General features: G+C 64.5%; 14 protein-coding genes. 11 read left to right on the forward strand and 3 right to left on the reverse strand.

Going from position 1 to position 15,602, the window contains the following annotated elements; genetic code table 11:
• The first annotated feature begins 2 nt into the window (after positions 1-2).
• The gene (locus BJP05_RS01865) at positions 3-1,397 is read left to right on the forward strand and encodes a cell wall metabolism sensor histidine kinase WalK (protein ID WP_070361931.1); all 1,395 of its coding nucleotides are present in this window, start codon (positions 3-5) and stop codon (positions 1,395-1,397) included.
• Here BJP05_RS01865 and BJP05_RS01870 read toward each other — a convergent pair.
• Positions 1,394-1,798, reverse strand: coding sequence for an HIT family protein (locus BJP05_RS01870; RefSeq protein ID WP_070361932.1), 405 nt, complete (start codon positions 1,796-1,798; stop codon positions 1,394-1,396). The genes BJP05_RS01865 and BJP05_RS01870 overlap by 4 nt on opposite strands.
• Before the next feature lie 30 nt (positions 1,799-1,828).
• Between BJP05_RS01870 and purD the strand changes: the two genes are divergently transcribed.
• The 7 genes from purD (at position 1,829) to purL (ending at position 10,877) form a co-directional block, all read left to right on the forward strand.
• Positions 1,829-3,076, forward strand: coding sequence for a phosphoribosylamine--glycine ligase (gene purD, locus BJP05_RS01875; protein ID WP_070363437.1), 1,248 nt, complete (start codon positions 1,829-1,831; stop codon positions 3,074-3,076).
• Positions 3,077-3,102: 26 nt separating this feature from the next.
• Positions 3,103-4,551, forward strand: a complete 1,449-nt coding sequence (gene purB / locus BJP05_RS01880; RefSeq protein ID WP_070363438.1) for an adenylosuccinate lyase — start codon at positions 3,103-3,105, stop codon at positions 4,549-4,551.
• A gap of 11 nt (positions 4,552-4,562) precedes the next feature.
• Positions 4,563-5,459 (forward strand): phosphoribosylaminoimidazolesuccinocarboxamide synthase, encoded by an 897-nt coding sequence (locus tag BJP05_RS01885; RefSeq protein WP_070363439.1) that lies wholly within the window; start codon positions 4,563-4,565, stop codon positions 5,457-5,459.
• Between the two features lie 30 nt (positions 5,460-5,489).
• Positions 5,490-7,610 (forward strand): S9 family peptidase, encoded by a 2,121-nt coding sequence (locus BJP05_RS01890; RefSeq protein WP_070361933.1) that lies wholly within the window; start codon positions 5,490-5,492, stop codon positions 7,608-7,610.
• Positions 7,611-7,697: 87 nt separating this feature from the next.
• The gene (gene purS, locus BJP05_RS01895) at positions 7,698-7,928 is read left to right on the forward strand and encodes a phosphoribosylformylglycinamidine synthase subunit PurS (protein ID WP_070361934.1); all 231 of its coding nucleotides are present in this window, start codon (positions 7,698-7,700) and stop codon (positions 7,926-7,928) included.
• Positions 7,925-8,596 (forward strand): phosphoribosylformylglycinamidine synthase subunit PurQ, encoded by a 672-nt coding sequence (gene purQ / locus BJP05_RS01900; protein ID WP_070361935.1) that lies wholly within the window; start codon positions 7,925-7,927, stop codon positions 8,594-8,596. The genes purS and purQ overlap by 4 nt, the downstream gene beginning before the upstream one ends.
• A gap of 7 nt (positions 8,597-8,603) precedes the next feature.
• Positions 8,604-10,877 (forward strand): phosphoribosylformylglycinamidine synthase subunit PurL, encoded by a 2,274-nt coding sequence (gene purL / locus BJP05_RS01905; RefSeq protein ID WP_070361936.1) that lies wholly within the window; start codon positions 8,604-8,606, stop codon positions 10,875-10,877.
• 10 nt (positions 10,878-10,887) lie between these two features.
• Here purL and BJP05_RS01910 read toward each other — a convergent pair whose 3' ends face one another.
• Positions 10,888-11,481, reverse strand: coding sequence for a hypothetical protein (locus BJP05_RS01910; RefSeq protein WP_145945231.1), 594 nt, complete (start codon positions 11,479-11,481; stop codon positions 10,888-10,890).
• Positions 11,482-11,489: 8 nt separating this feature from the next.
• Entirely contained in the window at positions 11,490-12,470 is a 981-nt protein-coding gene (locus BJP05_RS01915) for a hotdog domain-containing protein (protein WP_336296762.1), read from the reverse strand.
• Here BJP05_RS01915 and BJP05_RS01920 point away from each other — a divergent pair.
• Genes BJP05_RS01920 through purM form a run of 3 tightly spaced genes read left to right on the forward strand, consistent with a single transcriptional unit; the run spans position 12,469 to position 15,491 of the window.
• Entirely contained in the window at positions 12,469-12,906 is a 438-nt protein-coding gene (locus tag BJP05_RS01920; RefSeq protein ID WP_168156162.1) for a sterol carrier family protein, read from the forward strand. The two genes, BJP05_RS01915 and BJP05_RS01920, sit on opposite strands and share 2 nt — an antisense overlap.
• Before the next feature lie 21 nt (positions 12,907-12,927).
• On the forward strand, positions 12,928-14,421 hold the full coding sequence (purF, locus tag BJP05_RS01925; RefSeq protein ID WP_240492787.1) for an amidophosphoribosyltransferase: 1,494 nt from the start codon (positions 12,928-12,930) through the stop codon (positions 14,419-14,421).
• The gene (gene purM / locus BJP05_RS01930) at positions 14,418-15,491 is read left to right on the forward strand and encodes a phosphoribosylformylglycinamidine cyclo-ligase (RefSeq protein ID WP_070361941.1); all 1,074 of its coding nucleotides are present in this window, start codon (positions 14,418-14,420) and stop codon (positions 15,489-15,491) included. The genes purF and purM overlap by 4 nt, the downstream gene beginning before the upstream one ends.
• Positions 15,492-15,602 lie beyond the last annotated feature (111 nt).

The raw sequence follows: 15,602 nt of genomic DNA on the forward strand, positions 1-15,602 counted from the left end.
CGATGAGTAGGCGTCGGCTTCATGCGCTTGCGTACTCGAGGACGAAGCCGCTGCAGAAGCAGCTGGTGGCGTTGGTGTTGGCGATTGCCACGCTGGCGCTGTTGGTGAGTTTCTCGGCGGTGTACATCTTCATGCGCAGCATTTTGTATCAGCGTGTCGACGACCAGCTCAGCGAGGGGTTGGACACGTGGGTTGGTCAGGTGACGTGGGTGCCGTCGTCGGGTGCGCCGAGCGATTTTTATCAGGAGACGTGGTATCCGCAGTTCGGGACGTCGTGGAGCCCGGTGTATGTGGATACACCGCCGGACCTTTCGAGGGTCAAGCGGCAAGATAAGGCGGTGACGGTGCCGTCGACAGGCGTGGCGCCGGGCGTGAAGTGGCGCGCGATGTCACGCGAGATGCCGGACGGCACTGTGAAGTATGTCGCGAAAGAGCTCGACGCAGAGCACCGCGTGCTGCGTTGGCTTGCGATTGTGGAAACGACATTTGGGCTCCTTGCCGTGGTGGGGATTGCGTGCGCGGGGCGCACCTATATTCGTAAGGCGTTGGCCCCGTTGCGTGAGGTAGAGAACACTGCGCTTGCAATTGCCGACGGCGACACGAAGCGCCGGGTGCCGGTGTGGTCGCGGGAGACTGAAGTCGGCAAGTTGTCATATGCGATGAACACGATGGTGCAGCAGCTGCAGGAGTCCGTGGAGGATGCGCAGCTGAAGGAGGAGCAGATGCGTCGCTTTGTGGGTGACGCGTCTCATGAGCTGCGTACTCCGCTGACGAGTGTGCGCGGGTATGCGGAGCTCTACCGGAAGGGTATGGCGCCGGACGCGGACATGGTCATCGGCAAGATTGAGGAGGAGTCTGCCCGCATGCAGTTGCTGGTGGAGGATCTCCTCGCGTTGACTCGTGCGGAGGGCACTCGCCTGGATAAGCGCCAGGTGGATGTGTTGGAGATGGTGACTTCGGCGGTGAGCTCTGCGCAGGCGGCGTTCCCGGAGCGTTCGCTCACGATTGAGAACAACGCCACCTCGGTGCCGACGGTCAACGGTGACCCCTCGCGGCTGCACCAGGTGTTGCTGAACCTGATTGTGAACGCGTTCAAGCACGCGGGCAAGGATGCCTCGGTCACGGTCGCGTTGCGGGAGAACCTGGACCGCATCATCATCGAAGTCATTGACGACGGCTGCGGCATGGAGGAGAAGGACGCGGAGCACATGTTCGAGCGGTTCTACCGCGCGGACAACTCCAGGAACCGCGCTTCTGGTGGCGGTTCGGGGTTGGGGTTGGCGATCGCGAAGTCCCTCATCGAGCAGCACGACGGCACCATCACCGTAAAAAGCGCGCCGGGTGAGGGCTCCACGTTCACCATTTCCCTCCCGATGGAGAAGAGCCCGAAGGTTTAAGCCTCGAGTGCTGCGCGCAGCTTCTCCGCGGCCTCGTCCATCTTGGCCGGGTCGGTTTCGTCCATCTTCATCACGGTGGACAGGTCGTAGCCGGACATGTCGTTGGCGGGGAAGACGTGGATGTGTGCGTGCGGCACTTCGAAGCCGGCGATGAGGTAGCCGGCGCGCTCGCTGCCAAATGCCTCGATGATGGCGTTGCCTACTCGTTGGGCAACGTCATTCATTTTTGCCCACAGCGCTGGCTCGATGTCGGTCCACTTATCGATCTCCTTGACGGGAACGACCAGCGTGTGGCCGTACGCGATCGGCTCGATGGTGAGGAACGCGGCGACGTCCTCGTCCTTGTACACGAAGCGGCCTGGAATTTCACCTTGAATAATCTTTGTAAACACAGTGCTCATAGCGCCTAGGTTACCGGTAAGTTAGTGGGCATGCGCATCCTTGTTATCGGTTCGGGCGGCCGTGAACACGCCCTGTTGAAAGGTCTTGCAGGACACGAGCTCACTGTCGCGCCGGGAAACGCCGGCATGGCATCACTTGCTGAGGTCAGGAGTGTCGACGTCGCTTCGCCTGAGTCGGTCGTCGAGCTGGCGAAGGACGTTGACGCTGAACTTGTCGTGATTGGCCCTGAGGTGCCGTTGGTGGCGGGTGCGGTGGACGCGCTGCAGGCCGCGGGCATTCCAGCGTTTGGCCCGACGAAGGCCGCGGCGCAGCTGGAGGGGTCGAAGGCATTCGCGAAGGACGTCATGGCCGCTGCTGGTGTGGCGACGGCCCGCGCGCAGCGCGTGGAGCGCATCGAGGAGATCGACGATGCTCTTGAGGCGTTCGGCCCGCACTACGTGGTCAAGGATGATGGGCTGGCTGGCGGCAAGGGGGTCGTCGTCACGCTTGATGCTGCCGAGGCCCGCGCGCACGCTCGCGAGGTGATTGAGGCCGGCAACCCGGTGCTGTTCGAGTCCTTCCTCGAGGGCCCGGAGGTGTCGCTGTTCTGCCTGGTGGACGGCGAGACCGTGGTGCCGTTGCTGCCGGCGCAGGATCACAAGCGCGCCTACGACAATGACGAGGGCCCGAACACTGGTGGGATGGGCGCGTACACGCCGCTTCCTTGGCTGCCGGAGGGTGGCGTGGACCGCATCGTGGACGAGATTGCGCGCCCGGTTGCGCGTGAGATGGTCGCCCGCGGCATCCCGTACCAGGGCCTGCTGTACGTCGGCGCCGCGTGGGGTCCGGAGGGCCCGTCGGTGGTGGAGTTCAACGCGCGCTTCGGCGACCCGGAGACTCAGCCGGTGCTTAGCCTGCTGCGTACCCCGCTTGTCGACGTCCTCTACGCCGTAGCAACGGGCAGCCTAGACACGCTGCCGGCGCTGGAGTGGGAGGACGGCTACGCTGCGACGGTAGTGCTGGCGGCCAAGGATTACCCGGAGCACCCCAAGACCGGGGACGTCATTACTGGCGCCGACCTGGACAACCCCGACGTGGTGTTGCACGCAGGTACCGCGACCAAGGATGGGGAGTACGTCTCGGCCGGTGGGCGCGTGCTCAACGTGCTGGGTAAGGGCGTAACGCTGCAGGATGCGGTGGACGCTGCCTACCAGGCGATTGAGCAGATTTCGCTCGAGGGTTCCTTCTACCGCAAGGACATTGGGCGGCGCGCGATTGAGGGAGAAATCCGTATCTAGCGCGCGTGTCGGGACGTTGTGCGATAATCAGCGTCGTGGCTGAGAAACTGTTGAAACCGAACAATAGCAACGTCCTGTCGAACCGCTACGCGTCGCCGGAGATGGCGACGCTGTGGAGCGCAGAACACAAGATCATTCTGGAGCGTCAGCTCTGGATCGCCGTGATGAAGGCGCAGCGTGAGCTGGGAGTCGAGATTCCCGAGGAGGCGATCGCTGCGTACGAGGCGGTCGTCGACAAGGTGGACCTGGCTTCGATTGCTGAGCGTGAGAAGGTCACGCGACATGACGTGAAGGCGCGCATTGAGGAGTTCAACGCGCTGGCCGGGTACGAGCACATCCATAAGGGGATGACCAGCCGTGACCTGACCGAGAATGTCGAACAGCTGCAGATTTATCGCTCGCTGGAGCTGATTCGCGACAAGTCGGTTGCGGTACTCAAGGCGATCGGGAACCGGGCGGATCAGTACTCCACCCTGGTGATGGCGGGGCGTTCGCACAACGTTGCGGCGCAGGCCACGACGCTGGGCAAGCGTTTCGCATCGGCGGCGGATGAGATGCTGGTAGCGGTTGAGCGCATCGAGACGCTGCTGGAGGCATATCCGCTGCGCGGCATCAAGGGCCCGATGGGTACTGCACAGGACATGCTGGACCTGATGGGCGGCGACGAGGCGAAGTTGCGTCAGCTGGAGCAGTCGGTGGCACGCCACCTGGGCTTCGAGCGCACCTTTGACTCGGTCGGCCAGGTCTACCCGCGTTCCTTGGACTTTGACGCGATCTCGGCGATTGTACAGCTGGGAGCGGGTCCGTCATCGCTCGCGACCACGATCCGCCTGATGGCCGGCAACGAAACGGTCACGGAGGGCTTCAAGGAGGGCCAGGTTGGTTCTTCGGCGATGCCGCACAAGATGAACGCGCGTTCCTGTGAGCGCGTCGGTGGCTTCCAGGTGATCCTGCGCGGCTACCTCACCATGGTCGCTGACCTTGCTGGGCAGCAGTGGAACGAGGGCGATGTGTTCTGCTCGGTGGTGCGCCGCGTGGCCCTGCCTGACGCGTTCTTCGCGATCGACGGCCAGTTTGAGACATTTCTCACTGTGCTGGATGAGTTCGGTGCGTTCCCGGCGATGCTCAACCGTGAGCTGGACCGTTACCTGCCGTTCTTGGCCACGACGAGGATCTTGATGGCGTCGGTACGCGCGGGTGTGGGCCGCGAGACGGCGCACGAGATTATCAAGGAGCACGCGGTTGCGATGGCGCTTGATATGCGCGAAAATGGCGCTGAACAAAACCTCATTGAGCGCCTCGCCGCTGATGAGCGCCTCCCGCTCGACAAAGAGCAGCTGCAGGATGCGTTGGCTGACCGCCACGCGTTCATTGGCTCGGCGGAGTCGCAGGTCAGCAACGTGTGCGCTCGTATCCAACAGCTTATCGACGCCCACCCGGACGCCGCTGCGTACAAACCAGGGGAGATTCTGTAACCTTTATGTCCATGCGTCCAGAGCTTTCTGACTATACCCACCTGGCTGGCGGCAAAGTCCGCGAGATTTACGAGGTGGATGACGAAACGTTATTGATGGTGGCGTCCGACCGCATTTCGGCGTTCGACTTCTCGCTGGAGCCGGCGATCCCGGATAAGGGCCGGATTCTGACTGCCACGTCCATGTTCTTCTTCGACCTGCTTTCGGGTGTGCGCAATCACCTGGCGGGCCCGGTTGATGATCCCCGGATTCCGGAGGAGGTCCTCGGCCGCTCGTACGTGGTGAAGAAGCTGAAGATGATTCCGTTCGAGTGTGTCGCTCGCGGTTACCTGACTGGTTCGGGCAAGAAAGAGTACGACCGCACCGGTATGGTCTGCGGCGTGAAGCTGCCCGAGGGCCTGGTTGAGGCCTCGAAGTTACCGGAGCCGATTTTCACCCCGGCGACGAAGGCCGCGCAGGGCGACCACGATGAGAACGTGACGTTCGAGTATGTGGAGGAGAAGGTGGGCGCGAAGCTCGCTGCCCAGCTGCGCGACCTCACCTTGGAGGTGTACACCAAGGCTGCGGAGTACGCGGAGACCAAGGGCATCATCCTCGCGGATACGAAGCTGGAGTTCGGCGTCGACGAGGAAGGCAACCTGGTCCTTGCGGACGAGGTACTCACGCCTGATTCGTCCCGCTACTGGCCAGCCGATACGTACGAGGAAGGCAAGGTACAGCCGAGCTTCGATAAGCAGTACGTGCGCAACTGGCTCACCGGCCCGAAGTCCGGCTGGGACCCTGCGGAGAACACGCAGCCACCGGAGCTGCCTGGTTCCGTGGTGGAGGCGACCCGCGACCGTTACATCGAGGCGTACGAGCGCCTCAGCGGCGAGAAGTTTGGGGACTGGCCGGGGGCGCGTGCCTAAGGCGTGAGGTTGCGCGTAGACTCGTCGCCTATGACGAATTTCAGCGCGCAACCGCCAGTGGCAGCACAACACCCTACGACTCGCGTGTTTCATGGACGCGAGTTCGTCGATAATTATGAGTGGCTCCGGGACAAGCAGTCCCCGGAGACCATTGCCTATTTGGAGGCGGAGAACGCGTATACCGCGGAGGCGACCGCCCCGTTTGCCCCGCTCGCTGAGCAGGTTTACCAGGAGATGAAGTCTCGCATCAAGGAGACTGATATGTCCGTGCCGCAGCGCAACGGCGACTGGTGGTACTACGGCCGCACCATCGAGGGTAAGAGCTACGGCGTGTCCTGCCGCGTGCGGGTCGGCGACGACCCGTGGACGCCGCCGACGCTGCCGGAGGACGGCTCGCCGCTGCCGGGGGAGCAGGTGCTGCTTGACCTCAACGAGATGGCCGAGGGCCATGAGTTCTTCTCACTCGGCGCGTCAGCGGTATCTACGTCGGGGCGCTTGCTCGCCTTTTCGACGGATACCTCCGGCGACGAGCGCTTCGACCTGCGCATCAAGGACCTGGAGACCGGCGAGCTGCTGCCGGATACCATCGAAGGTGCCTTTTACGGCGCGACGTGGGCGGGGGAGCAGTACCTGTTTTACCTGCGCGTTGATGACGCGTGGCGCCCGCACCAGGTGTGGCGCCACGAGGTAGGCACGGCGGCGTCAGAGGACGTGCTGGTCTACCAGGAGGACGACGAGCGCTTCAACCTCGGCGTGGGCGGGGACCGCGCCGAGCAGTTCCTGTACATCGTGGCCAGCTCGAAGCTGACCAGCGAGTGGCGCGCGGTACCCCTGGAGACGCCGACCGCCGAGTTCGAGGTGCTGTGGCCGCGCGAGGAAGGCGTGGAGTACGACCTGGATTACGCGGAGCTCGCCGGGCGCGGGTACTGGGTGGTCACGCACAACGCCACCGGCCCCAACTTTGCAGTGGGGACCTGCCCGGTGGATGCGCGGGTGCCGCTGACTGAGCTGGAGACGTTCGTGGAGCACAGCGCGGACGTGCGCGTAGAGGGCGTCGATACGTACCGGGACTTCCTGTTTTGTGCCTACCGCTCGGGCGGCATTAGCAGGCTTGCGGTAGCGCCTGTGGAGGGGGACAACTTCGGCGCGCTGCGCGAGCTCGAGTTCGACGAGGAGCTCTACACCGTGGGCCTCGGCGGTAACCCTGAGTGGGACGCCCCGGTGGTGCGGCTGACCTACACCTCGTTTACGCAGCCTGCCCAGCTGTTCGACTACCAGGTGGCCACCCGCGGCGTGACGTTGCTGAAGCAGCAGGAGGTGCTCGGGGGCTACGACGCCGCCGACTACGTTGCCAGCCGCATGTGGGCTACGGCCGACGACGGAACCCAGGTGCCGATCTCCGTGGTGCACCGCGCGGACCTGGACATGACCCATCCGCACCCGACGCTGCTCTACGCCTACGGCTCCTACGAGTCCTCCGTGGACCCAGGCTTTTCCGGGGCGCGACTGTCGCTGCTGGACCGCGGCATGGTGTGGGCGTGCGCGCACGTGCGCGGCGGCGGCGAGATGGGCCGCGGCTGGTACGACAATGGCAAGATGCTCACGAAGAAGAACACGTTCACCGACTTCATCGCGTGCGCCGACGAGCTGGTGCGCGCGGGCGTGAGCTCCTACGACACGCTTGTGGCCGAGGGCGGATCGGCGGGCGGGATGCTGATGGGCGCGATTGCGAACATGGCCCCGGAGAAGTTCGCGGGCATCCAGGCGATCGTGCCGTTTGTGGACCCGCTGACCTCAATCCTCATGCCGGAGCTGCCGCTGACCGTGGTGGAGTGGGAGGAGTGGGGCGACCCGTACCATGACCCGGAGGTGTACGACTACATGGCCTCCTACGCCCCGTATGAGAACATCACAGCCCAGCGCTACCCGGACATCCTTGCAGTGACCAGCCTGAACGATACGCGCGTGCTGTACGTGGAGCCCGCGAAGTGGGTGGCGAAGCTGCGTGAGATAGCTACGGGCGGGGAGATTCTGCTTAAGACGGAGATGTCCGCCGGTCACGGCGGTGTGTCCGGCCGCTACGAGAAGTGGAAGCAGACCGCGTTCGAGTACGCCTGGACGCTCGTACACTCGGGGGCGTGCACCGTCTAGCAGCCGCAAAATAAAGGACTCCCGCGGGAGGGATCCGTTCGTTATACTGTCTTCGTCGTAATGACCTCCGAGACACGAAGGATTCTCATGGCAAAAGTCGTGGTAAATGTCATGCCTAAGGCTGAAATTTTGGATCCGCAGGGCCAAGCTGTCCTGCGAGCGCTGGGCAGAATCGGGGTGAACGGTGTCGAGGACGTGCGTCAGGGCAAGCGCTTTGAAATCGAAGTCGACGACACCGTGTCCGACGATGAGCTCAAGCGCGTCGCCGAAACCCTCTTGGCAAATATGGTGATTGAAGACTTCGAGGTTGTTCGATGACGGCAACCATCGGTGTAATCACGTTCCCAGGCACGCTCGACGACGTCGATGCGTTGCGTGCAGTTCGCCTGGCTGGCGCACAGCCGAAGTCGCTGTGGCACGCTGATGAAGATTTGACGGGTGTTGACGCCGTCGTGGTCCCCGGTGGGTTTTCCTACGGGGACTATTTGCGTTCCGGAGCCATCGCCGCGCAAGCCCCAATGATGGGCGCTGTGGTGGAGGCTGCGAAGAAGGGCATGCCGGTGCTGGGCATCTGCAACGGTTTCCAGATCCTCACCGAGGCTGGACTGCTGCCGGGCGCGCTGACCCGCAATCAGCACCTGAACTTCTACTGCGTGGACACCTACCTTGAGGTGGCCAACGCGGAGACCGCGTGGACGAACCGCTTCAACGAGGGGGACAAGATCCTCGTGCCGGCGAAGCACGGCGAGGGCCGCTTCCAGGCGTCCGCCGAGACCATCGAGCAGCTGGAGAAGGAAGGCCGCGTGGTGTTCCGCTACACGGATAACTTCAACGGCTCTATCAACGCGATTGCTGGTGTGACGAGCGAAAACGGCCGCATCGTGGGGTTGATGCCGCACCCGGAGCACGCGATTGAGGCGCTTACGGGGCCGTCGACGGACGGGCTCGGGTTGTTCTTGTCCGCTATTTCTTCGATCGGAGCGTAGGGAAACAATGACTGTACATAATGACACGGTGGAGCACGCCGCGCAGACTCCTGAGCTGGAGCAGCCCTACGCGGAACTCGGCCTGAAGACCGACGAGTACGAAAAGATCAAGCGCATTCTGGGCCGCCGCCCGACGGATGCGGAGCTGACGGTGTACTCCGTCATGTGGTCCGAGCACTGCTCCTACAAGTCCTCCAAGGTGCACCTGCGCTACTTCGGGGAGACGATGACGGAGGAGATGGCGTCGAAAATTCTGGCCGGTATCGGCGAGAACGCGGGCGTCGTCGACATCGGTGACGGCGACGCGGTGACCTTCCGCGTGGAGAGCCACAACCACCCGTCCTTCGTGGAGCCCTACCAGGGTGCCGCGACGGGTGTGGGCGGCATTGTGCGCGACATCATGGCGATGGGCGCGCGCCCAATCGCGGTGATGGACCAGCTGCGCTTCGGCCCTGCTGACGCGCCGGACACCAAGCGAGTCCTGCCTGGCGTGGTGCACGGCGTTGGCGGCTACGGCAACTCGCTGGGCCTGCCGAACATTGGCGGCGAGACCGTCTTCGACGAAGCATATGCGGGTAACCCGCTGGTCAACGCGCTGTGCGTGGGCACGCTCAAGGTCGAGGACCTGAAGCTGGCGTTCGCCTCCGGCACGGGCAACAAGGTGGTCCTCTTCGGCTCCCGCACGGGCCTTGACGGCATCGGCGGCGTGTCGGTGCTGGGCTCTGCGACCTTCGAGGAAGGCGAGGAGCGCAAGCTCCCAGCCGTCCAGGTTGGCGACCCGTTCGCGGAAAAGGTCCTCATCGAGTGCTGCCTGGAGCTGTACAAGGCCGGCGTTGTCGTCGGTATTCAGGACCTCGGTGGCGGCGGCTTGGCGTGTGCTACCTCCGAGCTGGCTGCGGCGGGCGACGGCGGCATGACCGTCAACCTGGACAACGTGCCACTGCGCGCGGCGAATATGAGCGCCGCCGAGATCCTGGCGTCCGAGTCCCAGGAGCGCATGTGCGCCGTGGTCACCCCTGAGAACGTGGATCGCTTCATGGAGATCTGCGCGAAGTGGGAGGTCGGTGCGGCCGTGATTGGTGAGGTCACCGATGAGAAGGACCGCTACCTCGTCTACCACAAGGGCGAGCTGGTACTGGACGCGCCGCCGTCATCGATCGACGAAGGCCCGGTCTACGACCGCCCGTACGCGCGCCCCGAATGGCTTGATGGCGTGCAGGCGAAGGCGGACGTCGATACTTCGGAGGACCTGGAGGCTACCTGGCTGAAGATGGTTGCCTCCCCGGCGCTGTGCTCCCGCGACTTCATCACGCAGCAGTACGACCGCTACGTGCGCGGCAATACCGTGCAGGCCCAGTACTCGGATGCGGGCGTGCTGCGCATCAACGAGGAGACCTCGCGCGGTGTGGCGATTTCCGCTGACGCGTCCGGCCGCTACTCCTACCTGGACCCGAACATGGGTGTGCGCCTCGCGCTTGCGGAGGCCTACCGCAATGTTGTGGTCACCGGCGCGAAGCCGGTCGCGGTGACGAACTGCCTCAACTTCGGTTCCCCTGAGAACCCCGACGTGATGTGGCAGTTCCGCGAAGCCGTCCACGGGCTTGCCGACGGCGCTGCTGAGCTGGAGATTCCGGTTTCCGGCGGCAACGTGTCCTTTTACAACCAGACCGGCGAGACCCCAATCCTGCCGACCCCAGTCGTGGGCGTGCTCGGCGTGATCGAGGACGTCAACGATGCGATCCCGCACCGCCTGCCGAAGGGTGAGGGGCAGCAGACCCTGCTCGTGCTCGGCGACACCAAGGCCGAGTTCGGCGGCTCGGTGTGGCAAGACATCTCCGGCCAGGGCCTGAGCGGCCTGCCGCCGCAGGTAGACCTCGCGAACGAGGAGCGCCTCGGCGAGTTGCTGCACGCGAACAAGGACATCCTCGCCGCGCACGACCTCTCAGAAGGTGGCCTGTCCCAGGCGGTCTTCGAGATGCTGCTTGGCTCCGGCAAGGGCGCCAAGCTGGATCTTTCGGCGGTCCACGAGGACGCGTTCACCGCGCTGTTCTCCGAGTCCGCCTCCCGCGTGCTCGTCGCGGTGGATCCGTCGCTTGTCGACGCCACCATCGAGCGCGCAAACGCCACCGGCGTCCCAGCGCACGTGTTGGGCACCACCACCGACGACGGCCAGATCACCTTCGGTGAGCACTCCGTCGCCGTGGCCGCGCTGGCCGACGCGTGGGCGAATACGTTGCCGGCACTGTTCGGCAACGCGACGGCCCCGAACGCCGCGCTGTAACTAACGCGATTTAGAGGTTATGCCGCCAGGTCATCACGGTGCCTGGCGGCGTTTCCATGCGCAGGCCCGTTGCCTCAACACCTGGCTGGCCTGCGTCGTCGACGGAGAAGCTGACGAAGGTCTGGTTGTAGGTCTGATTGGGAACGAGCGCCTGCGGGTCCCGTGGCAAGACCGGGAGGTCTACGGTGTCGCAGAGCTGGGTGGCAAAGTTGCGCACGCGGTTCGCCGCCACGTTGCCTTCGCCGACGATGGTGATGTCGGGGCTGGCTACGCTTTCGTCGGGGCTGTCGCCTGCGGTGCCGCCGGTGTAGACGTAGCTGATGTCGAAGCAGCGCAGCTGGGTCACGTCGGCGAGCGCGGTGTCGGCGTTGGTGTAGTCGCCGACGCGGCTGCGTGCCTCCTGTCCTGAGATGACGCGGGGGTTCTCTACGCGGGCCCGGAAGTGGTACGCCCCGCCCTTATCGCCGAGGAGCGTGACGGCGGCGGACTGGCGGAACTGCAGCGCGGTCGCCGTCTTCGGCTGGGGCGCCGCGCAGCCCGCCATCGACCCGGCGAGGCAGCCCACAGAGGCCAGCAGCGCAGCGGTTCGCTTCAGCACTGACATAGCCGCCACTAGTCGACGCGCTGCTGCGCATCGTCTGGGCGCACCAGCGGCTCCGGCTCGTACTGTGCCCGCAGGTCCTTGAGCGTCTGCGTGTGCTCCCAGAGGCGCTTGTCCTCGTCCGTGACTGGGGTGAACTTGCGCGCGGCCAGTGGATTGCCGTCGATGTCAATGCCGATGTAGGTCACCGTGGCGTGAATCGCGTTCTGGAGCGACTCGCGTCCGCCGCGCGGGTCCCCCGATCGAACAAAGATGGAGGTATGCATCGAGCGCGCATCCGTCCTGGTCAGGCGCGCTTCTACCTCGATGAGGTCGCCGATGTGGATCGGCTTGTAGAAGCGGATGCCGCCCGCGTACACCGCTGCGGTGCGTTCCCCGGACCACTCCATCGTGCAGGCCATGCCGGCTTCATCGATCCACTCCATGGCGGTGCCGCCGTGCACATCGCCGCCCCAGTTGATGTCGGTCGGCTTCGCCAGGAAGCGGTGGATGGTGCGTGGTGCGGTGGAGTCGTCCGTGTAGGTCTGCTCCAGCATGGACGCCTCGATGGCCTTGCGCAGGTCGATGCGGGAGATCGCGGCGGCTTCCACGCGGCGCTCCTCATCGGTCTCAGGCGTAAATGTCGGCACCGGGGTTGGGCGCCCAGCTGCATCCTTTGCCACGAAAATCACCAGGCAGTCGCACGCGCGGGTGAAAACACCTTCTCGTGGGTCTGCCGAGAGCACCTCGTTGACGATGTGCATGGAGGTGCGGCCAGTCATCGCGATCCGGGAACGGACCTCCACAATGTGACCCGACGGAATCGGTCGGGTGAAGTGGATGTGGCCGACGTAGGCAGTCACGCAGTAGGTCGAAGACCACTGCGCGGCACACGCGTATGCCGCCTTGTCGATCCACTGCAACACACGGCCACCGGAGACGCCCTGGGCGCCCGCGTGGAGAACATCTGTAGGAGCCGCCATGAAACGCAGCGTGATGGAAGGAGACTTCATGGCACCACAGCATAATATGAAATCCATGGCACAGAGGAAGGCACCGAAGAAGACAGAGGTGGACCCGGCAGCGACTCGAGCGGCCGTCTTGGCAATCAAGGACTGGTTGTTGGACGAAGAGGGCGTCGATAAGCCCGGCAGGGCGCTGCTTGCCGACGCCGTGCGACGCACCGCCCGCACCCTCGCCCACGAGATGCCCGGGCACACAGTAGAGCTGCGAGTACCCCCGTTTGTTGCGGTGCAGTGCGTCGAAGGCCCCCGCCACACCCGCGGCACCCCGCCCAACGTTGTGGAAATGGACCCGACCACCTGGCTGCGAATCGCCACAGGTTGTGCCACTTTCGAGGAAGAAGTTCGCGCCGGGCGTATCGACGCCTCCGGCTCCCGAGCCCACGAAGTCCAAAAAGGGCTGCCCGTTCTACCCCTTCACCCCTAGGTGTTCGTTAGAGTAGAGCACGTGCGAACCGAAGAGGAATACATCGGGGATGACACGCCGCGCGAAGAATGCGGTGTGTTCGGCGTCTGGGCGCCCGGTGAAGACGTATCAAAACTGACATATTTCGGACTATTTGCCCTCCAGCACCGCGGCCAAGAAGGCGCAGGTATCGCTGTGGGCGACCACGACCAAGTGGTGGTGTTCAAAGACATCGGGCTGGTCAGCCAAATCTTTGACGAGCCGACGCTCGGCGCGTTGCAAGGCGACGTCGCCATCGGCCACACCCGGTACTCCACGGCGGGCAATAACTCGTGGGACAACGTGCAGCCGATGTACCGCGTCAGCCCCAACGGCACCGACGTCGCGCTGGCACACAACGGCAACCTGACCAACTACGTGGAGCTGCAGCGCGAAGCCGTGGAGCGCAAGCTCATCCCCGCCGACGGGGTAGAGGGCCAGGGCTCCTCCTCCGACACGGCGGTCGTCTCCGCCCTGCTTGCCGACGCCATCCGCGACGACGTCACCCTCCTGGAATCCGCGCGCCAACTCCTGCCGCGCGTCAAGGGTGCGTTCTGCTTCATGGTGACCGACGGTAAAACCCTCTACGCGGCCCGCGACCCACACGGCGTGCGCCCACTGTGCCTCGGCCGCCTGGAACGCGGCTGGGTCGTCGCATCCGAAACGTGTGCGCTGGACATCGTGGGCGCCTCCTTCGTCCGCGACATCGAACCAGGCGAGCTCATCGCCATCGACGAGACCGGCGTCCACTCCGAGCGCTTCGCCGACGCACCGCACGCGCACTGCGTGTTCGAGTACGTCTACGTCGCCCGGCCCGACTCAGTTGTCGACGGCCAATCCGTCAACAGCGCCCGCATCGACATCGGGCGCCGCCTGGCCCGCGTCGCACCCGTCGACGTTGACCTGGTCATGCCGGTCCCAGAGTCCGGCACCCCGGCAGCAATCGGCTACGCCGAGGAGTCCGGCATCCCGTTTAAGCAGGGCATGATGAAGAACGCCTACGTGGGCCGCACCTTCATCCAGCCCTCGGACACGCTGCGCCAGTTGGGCCTGCGACTGAAGCTCAACCCGGTGCGCGAAGTCATCGAGGGTAAGAAGCTCGTCGTCGTGGATGACTCCATCGTGCGCGGCAACACCCAGCGCAAACTGATCCGGATGCTGCGCGAGGCCGGCGCCGCCGAAGTGCACGTGCGCATCGCTTCGCCACCAGTGAAGTGGCCGTGCTTCTACGGCATCGACTTCGCCAGCCCCGGCGAGCTCATCGCCAACCACGGGCGCGGCGGCAACGAAGAAGTCGTCGCCGAGTCCATCAGGACCATGGTGGGTGCGGACTCCCTGGCGTTCGTCACCACCGAGGACATGATCGCCTCCACCAACCAGCCAGCCTCCAACCTCTGCGCGGCCTGCTTTACCGGCGAGTACCCACTCGGGCTCCCGGAGGGCAACCACAACGCAGATCTTGTTCGTCGTCTTCAGAAAGGTGAAAACGCATCATGACCCACCACAACACCCCAGCTGACTCGGGCGTGTCCTACGAGGCCGCAGGTGTCTCCATCGAAGCCGGCGACAAGGCCGTAGAGTTGCTCGCGCCTCTTGCCAAGCGTGCCTCCCGCCCAGAGGTCCAGGGTGGCATCGGCGGCTTCGCCGGCCTGTTCGCCTTGGGCAAGTACAAGGAGCCGCTGCTCGCGGCCGGATCCGACGGCGTCGGCACCAAGCTGGCCGTCGCTCAGGCGATGGACAAGCACGACACCATCGGCATCGACCTGGTCGCCATGTGCGTCGACGACCTCGTCGTCTGCGGTGCCGAACCACTCTTCCTGCAGGACTACATCGCAATCGGCAAGGTCATTCCCGAGAAGGTCGCTGACATCGTTTCCGGCATCGCCGAGGGCTGCGTCCAGGCAGGCTGCGCCCTGCTCGGTGGCGAGACCGCGGAGCACCCAGGCGTCATGGACGTCAACGACTACGACGTCTCCGCCACCGCAATCGGCGTCGTCGAAGCTTCCGAGCTCCTCGGCCCAGACAAGGTCCGCGAGGGCGACACCATCATCGCGATGGCGTCCTCCGGCCTGCACTCCAACGGCTACTCACTCGCACGCTACGTGCTGCTCGAGCGCGCCGGCCTGCCTCTCGACGGCCACGTCGACGCCCTCGGCCGCACCCTCGGCGAGGAGCTCTTGGAACCAACCAAGATCTACGCCCTTGACTGCCTGGCGCTTGCCAAGGAGTGCGACGTGCGTACGTTCTGCCACGTCACCGGAGGTGGCCTGGCCGGCAACATGGAGCGCATCATCCCTGAAGGCCTGGTCGCAGACATGGACCGCTCCACCTGGACCCCCGGTCCGATCTTCCAGACCATCCAATCCGTCGGCGACGTCCCCGTCGAGGAGATGGAGAAGACCTTCAACATGGGTATCGGCATGGTGGCCGTCGTGGCACCAGAAGCGCGTGACCAGGCGTTGGCGCTGCTGAAGGACCGCGGCATCGACAGCTGGGTCCTCGGCGAGGTCCGCACGGCCGAGGCCGGGGAGGATGCCCGCGCGGTACTTCGGGGCCAGCATTCTTAGGAATCACGCACCACATTCCGCAATTTCAATCACCGGACTTCACAAAAGCCCAGGTCGCTGATTGGCTGTGTAGGAATGTGGTGTCTCCTTAGTGGCCTCAGTGCCAAAGGA

Source organism: Corynebacterium sp. NML98-0116, from assembly GCF_001767255.1.
Classification (GTDB): Bacteria; Actinomycetota; Actinomycetes; order Mycobacteriales; family Mycobacteriaceae; genus Corynebacterium; species Corynebacterium pseudogenitalium.

What these genes read in the sequence shown, in the direction of transcription:
- BJP05_RS01865 (WP_070361931.1), top strand. Translation starts at nt 3, where the DNA reads ATGAGTAGGCGTCGGCTTCATGCGCTTGCGTACTCGAGGACGAAGCCG.
- BJP05_RS01870 (WP_070361932.1), bottom strand. Translation starts at nt 1,798, where the DNA reads ATGAGCACTGTGTTTACAAAGATTATTCAAGGTGAAATTCCAGGCCGC.
- purD (WP_070363437.1), top strand. Translation starts at nt 1,829, where the DNA reads ATGCGCATCCTTGTTATCGGTTCGGGCGGCCGTGAACACGCCCTGTTG.
- BJP05_RS01885 (WP_070363439.1), top strand. Translation starts at nt 4,563, where the DNA reads ATGCGTCCAGAGCTTTCTGACTATACCCACCTGGCTGGCGGCAAAGTC.
- BJP05_RS01890 (WP_070361933.1), top strand. Translation starts at nt 5,490, where the DNA reads ATGACGAATTTCAGCGCGCAACCGCCAGTGGCAGCACAACACCCTACG.
- purS (WP_070361934.1), top strand. Translation starts at nt 7,698, where the DNA reads ATGGCAAAAGTCGTGGTAAATGTCATGCCTAAGGCTGAAATTTTGGAT.
- purQ (WP_070361935.1), top strand. Translation starts at nt 7,925, where the DNA reads ATGACGGCAACCATCGGTGTAATCACGTTCCCAGGCACGCTCGACGAC.
- purL (WP_070361936.1), top strand. Translation starts at nt 8,604, where the DNA reads ATGACTGTACATAATGACACGGTGGAGCACGCCGCGCAGACTCCTGAG.
- BJP05_RS01910 (WP_145945231.1), bottom strand. Translation starts at nt 11,481, where the DNA reads ATGTCAGTGCTGAAGCGAACCGCTGCGCTGCTGGCCTCTGTGGGCTGC.
- BJP05_RS01920 (WP_168156162.1), top strand. Translation starts at nt 12,469, where the DNA reads ATGGCACCACAGCATAATATGAAATCCATGGCACAGAGGAAGGCACCG.
- BJP05_RS01915 (WP_336296762.1), bottom strand. Translation starts at nt 12,470, where the DNA reads ATGAAGTCTCCTTCCATCACGCTGCGTTTCATGGCGGCTCCTACAGAT.
- purM (WP_070361941.1), top strand. Translation starts at nt 14,418, where the DNA reads ATGACCCACCACAACACCCCAGCTGACTCGGGCGTGTCCTACGAGGCC.